At 72.9% G+C, this 4,048-nt stretch carries 1 protein-coding gene; it reads right to left on the bottom strand.

What is annotated here, in order from left to right:
- The coding region (locus tag IIE03_RS10735) for a type I polyketide synthase (RefSeq protein ID WP_318842920.1) at positions 1–4,038 on the bottom strand (4,038 nt) is incomplete at its 3' end.
- Between the last annotated feature and the right edge of the window lie 10 nt (positions 4,039–4,048).

Genomic DNA, 4,048 nt, shown 5'->3' with positions numbered 1-4,048 from the left:
CAGGTCGCACTCCCCGCTCCGCAGCGACGCGGCCGCCAGATGCAACGCCACCAGCGACGACGAACACGCCGTGTCCACCGACACCGCGGGGCCCTCGAGCCCGAACGAGTAGGACAGCCGTCCCGACGCCACCGAACCCGCGCTACCGCCCGCGAGGAATCCCTCGAGGTCCTCGGGCACAGGGCGTGTCATGGTCCCGTAGTCGTGGTACATGATCCCGGTGAACACCCCGCCCCGGCCGCCGCGCAGTTCGGACGGGTCGATCCCGGCGTGCTCCAGGGCTTCCCAGGCCGTCGTCAGCAGCAGACGTTGCTGCGGGTCGGTGGCGAGGGCCTCGCGCGGGGAGATCCCGAAGAACTCGGGGTCGAAGAGACCGGCGTCGTGCAGGAAGCCGCCCTCCCGCACGTACGACGTGCCGGCGTGCTCGGGATCCGCGTCGTACAACGCGTCCAGGTCCCAGCCACGGTTCACCGGGAAACCCGACACCGCGTCGGTACCCTCGGCGACCAGCCGCCACAGGTCCTCCGGGGACTCGACACCACCCGGATAGCGGCACGCCATACCCACGACCACGATCGGGTCGTCGTCCACGACGGCGGTGGCTGTCACGGCCCGGCCGCGTTCCGCTCCGGCGAACTGGTCGGCCAGGTGCCGGGCGAGTGCGTCCGGCGTCGGATGGTCGAAGACCAGGGTGCTCGACAGGCTCAGGCCCGTGGCCTCGGCGAGCTGGTTGCGGAGTTCGACCGCCGTCAGCGAGTCGAATCCCAGCTCCTGGAAGGGCCTGGCGGCCCCGAGCCCGGAGGTGTCGGTGTGCCCCAGCACGCTCGCGACCTTGGCCCGGACCAGATCGGTCAGCGCGGCCGCTCGTTCCTCGGCCCCGAGGGCGGCGTACCGGTTGGTCTCGCGGGTGACGGCGCCCTGCGGCGCGGGGAGCACCTCGCGCAGCATCGAGGGCACCGTGCCACCCGCGGCACGCACGGCTGCCGGGTCCAGGCCGGTCAGCGCGAGCAGCGGTCCGCCGTGCGTGACGGCGTCGTCGAACAGGTCGAGGGCGTCGGTGGTCTCCAGCGCCCTGATCCCGGTCGCCGCCAGTCGCCGCCGGTCGGTCTCGGACAGCGCGCCGGTCAGATCGCTTCCCTCGGCCCACAGCCCCCAGGCGAGCGCGAGGCCGGGCAGGCCCTGCTCCCGCCGGTGCACCGCGAGGGCGTCCAGGAACGTGTTGCCTGCCGCGTAGCCGGCCTGCCCGGCGTTGCCCAGCAGCCCGGCCAGCGAGGAGTACAGCACGAACGCCTGCAGGTCGTGGCCGGACGTCAGCTCGTGCAGGTTCCACGCGGCGTCGATCTTGGGGCGGAGCACCCGGTCGGCCTGTTCGGCGGTGATCCCGGCGAGCGTGCCGTCGTCGACGACGCCCGCGGTGTGGACGACGGCGGAGAGGGAGCGCCCCACCAGCAGCCGGCCGAGCGCGTCGCGGTCGGCGACGTCGCAGGAGGCGAACTCGGCGGTGGCGCCGAGCGCCTCCAGCTCCGCCGCGAGTTCCGCCGCGGCCTCGCCCTGCCCGCCCCGCCGACTGACCAGCAGGAGGCTGCGCGCACCGTGCCGGGCGACGAGATGCCGGGCGAGGGCTGACCCGAGAACTCCGGTGGCGCCGGTGACGAGGACGGTCCCCCGGTCCCACGCGACGGGCTCGGCTTCCGGCGCCGGGACGGGAATCCGGGTCAGACGAGGCGTAACGACCGTACCGCCGTGCACGGCGATCTCCGGCGCGTCGGCTGCCAGGGCCGTGGCCAGCGCCGGGCCGGGCGCGTCCAGCTCGACGAGCTGGAAGCGGCCCGGGTGCTCGGTCCGAGCCGAGCGGATCAGGCCCGTGACCGGGGCGTGGGCCAGGTCCCCGGAACGGGTCACGACCGCCAGACGGGCGTGTGCGAAGCGCGGGTCCGCGATCCACTGCTGGACCGTTGTCAGCGTGCGGTGCACGGTGGCCCGCGCCTGCCGGCCGGAATCGGGCCCGCTCGCGGCCACGACCGGCAGGACGACGACGTCCGGCACATCGACCATGGCATCCAGATCGGGGACGGCAGGTGTGGTGTCGGGCAGGCCGAGGAGGTCGTCGCCCAGGACCGCGACGGCGGCAGGCCGCACCGGCTCGGGGATCGGTTCCCAGTCGAGTCCCAGCAAGGAGTTCCGGCCGGGGCCGCGGAGGGCCGCGGCGGCGAGGGGTCGCAGGGCCAGGGACTCGACGGAGGCGACGGGAAGGCCGCTGCCGTCGGCGATCAGCACGGCGACCGTGTCGCCGTCTCCCGGGGTCAGCCGGACGCGCAACGCGCCGGTGCCGGCAGACTGGATCCGGACGCCGCTCCAGGAGAAGGGCAGCAGGGCCGTGGTGCGCTCCTCGGTCACGCCGGGGAGGAGCGGGTGCAGTGCGGCGTCCAGGAGAGCCGGGTGGACGAGGTGCCCCGTTCCGGCGTCGATGGGTCCCACCTCGGCGAAGAGGTCGCCGTCACGGCGCCAGAGGCGGCGCAGGTTCCGGAAGGTGGGTCCGTAGCCGTAGCCGTCGACGGCGACACGCTCGTAGAGATCTGCCACGTCGGTCTCGACGGCGCCCTCGGGAGGCCAGGACAGGAGGTCGTCGACGACGGCCGGTGTCTCGGTGCTCAGCGTGCCGGTGGCATGTGGTGTCCAGTCCTCGGCACCCTCCGCCCGCGAGTAGACGTCGATGCGGCGGGTGCCGCCCGTGTCCGGGCCGACGACGCACTGGAGGCGCAGGGCGCCCTCGGTACCCAGCACGACGGGCGCGGCGTGGGTGAGCTCGGCGACGGTGCCGAACCCGATGCGTTCTCCCGCCCACGCCGCCAGTTCCAGGAGGGCGGTGCCGGGCAGGACGGCGACGCCGTTGACGGTGTGGTCCGCGAGCCAGGCCGGATGCGTCCGGGAGATGCGGCCCGTGAGGCGGATCTCGTCCCGGTCGGCGACGGGGAGCGCTCCGCCCAGCAACGGGTGCCCGGTGGCGTCTAGCCCCAGGCCGGACGGGTCGCCGGTGGCGGTCTGCTCCAGCCAGTAGCGACGGAGCTGGAAGGCGTAGGTCGGCAGCTCGACGGGATCGCCCACGGTGCCGGCGTAGTACGGCCGCCAGTCGGCGGGCATGGTCGCGAGCGCGGTCAGGAAGGTCGCCCTCCCGGGGCGGCCTGTGCGCAGGGCGGGGACGGCGTCGGGCAGGAGGGCGCTCAGGACGCCGTCGGGCCCTAGTTCCAGGTAGCGCACCACACCCGCGTCCCGCAGGGTCTGTACACCGTCATGGAACCGGACCGTCGAACGGATCTGCCGCGCCCAGTAGGCGGGCGACGTCAGCTCGGTCGCGATCCGGCCGGTCACGTTGGAGACCACAGGAATGGCCGGCTCGCGGAACGTCAGACCCGAGATCGCCTCCTCGAACTCGGCCAGGACCCCGTCCATGTGCGCCGAATGGAACGCATGCGACACCGACAGACGCTTCACCCGACGACCCCGCTCACGCCACACCCACTCCACCTGCTGCGCCGCCTGGGCGTCACCAGACACGACCACCGACGACGGACCATTCACCCCCGCAACCTCCACACCCGCAACCAACGTCGGCGTCACTTCCTCCTCCGACGCCTCCACCGCCACCATCACGCCACCAGCCGGCGCCGACTGCATCAACCGACCCCGCGCCGCCACCAAGGAACACGCATCCCCAAGATCCAACACCCCCGCCACATGCGCAGCCGTCACCTCACCGATCGAATGCCCCAGCAGAAAGTCCGGACGCACCCCAAAACTCTCCACCAGCCGAAACAACGCCGTCTCCACCGCAAACAACGCCGCCTGAGCAAACACCGTCCGCTCCAACAGACCAGCCTCCGCAGACCCTTCCTCCGCGAACACCACCTCCCGCAACGGACGATCCAGCACCGCATCCAACCCCCCGCACACCGCATCGAACGCCGCAGCAAACACCGGCTCCGACCCATACAACTCACGCCCCATCCCCACCCGCTGACTCCCCTGCCCCGTCAACACAAACGCCGTC

Source organism: Myceligenerans pegani (assembly GCF_014892515.1).
Lineage (GTDB): Bacteria > Actinomycetota > Actinomycetes > Actinomycetales > Cellulomonadaceae > Myceligenerans > Myceligenerans pegani.
The sequence above is the reverse complement of the archived record's forward strand: the minus strand, read 5'-3'. Positions and strand labels throughout refer to the sequence as shown.